General features: G+C 70.8%; 1 protein-coding gene. It reads left to right on the forward strand.

The genetic code is table 11. The annotated features are described in order from the left end of the window. Nucleotides 1-219 (forward strand): phosphopantetheine-binding protein (locus U8525_RS34760; protein ID WP_374271017.1); only part of this gene is annotated, 219 nt, incomplete at both ends.

Here is a 219-nt window from a genome sequence, read left to right on the forward strand (position 1 = left end):
GGGACTCCTTCTTCGAATTGGGCGGCCACTCCCTGCTGGCCACCCAGGTGGTGTCGCGCGTCCGCGCGGAGTTCAACGTGGAACTCCCTCTGCGCGCCCTCTTCGAGTCCCCCACCGTGGAGGCCCTGGCCGGACGGCTCCACGGAAGCGCGAGCTCCCTTGCGCCGAAGCTCCCCCTCGCCACTCATGGCGGCCCGGTTCCGCTCTCCTTCGCCCAGC

The organism is Corallococcus sp. RDP092CA (genome assembly GCF_041903675.1).
GTDB lineage: Bacteria > Myxococcota > Myxococcia > Myxococcales > Myxococcaceae > Corallococcus.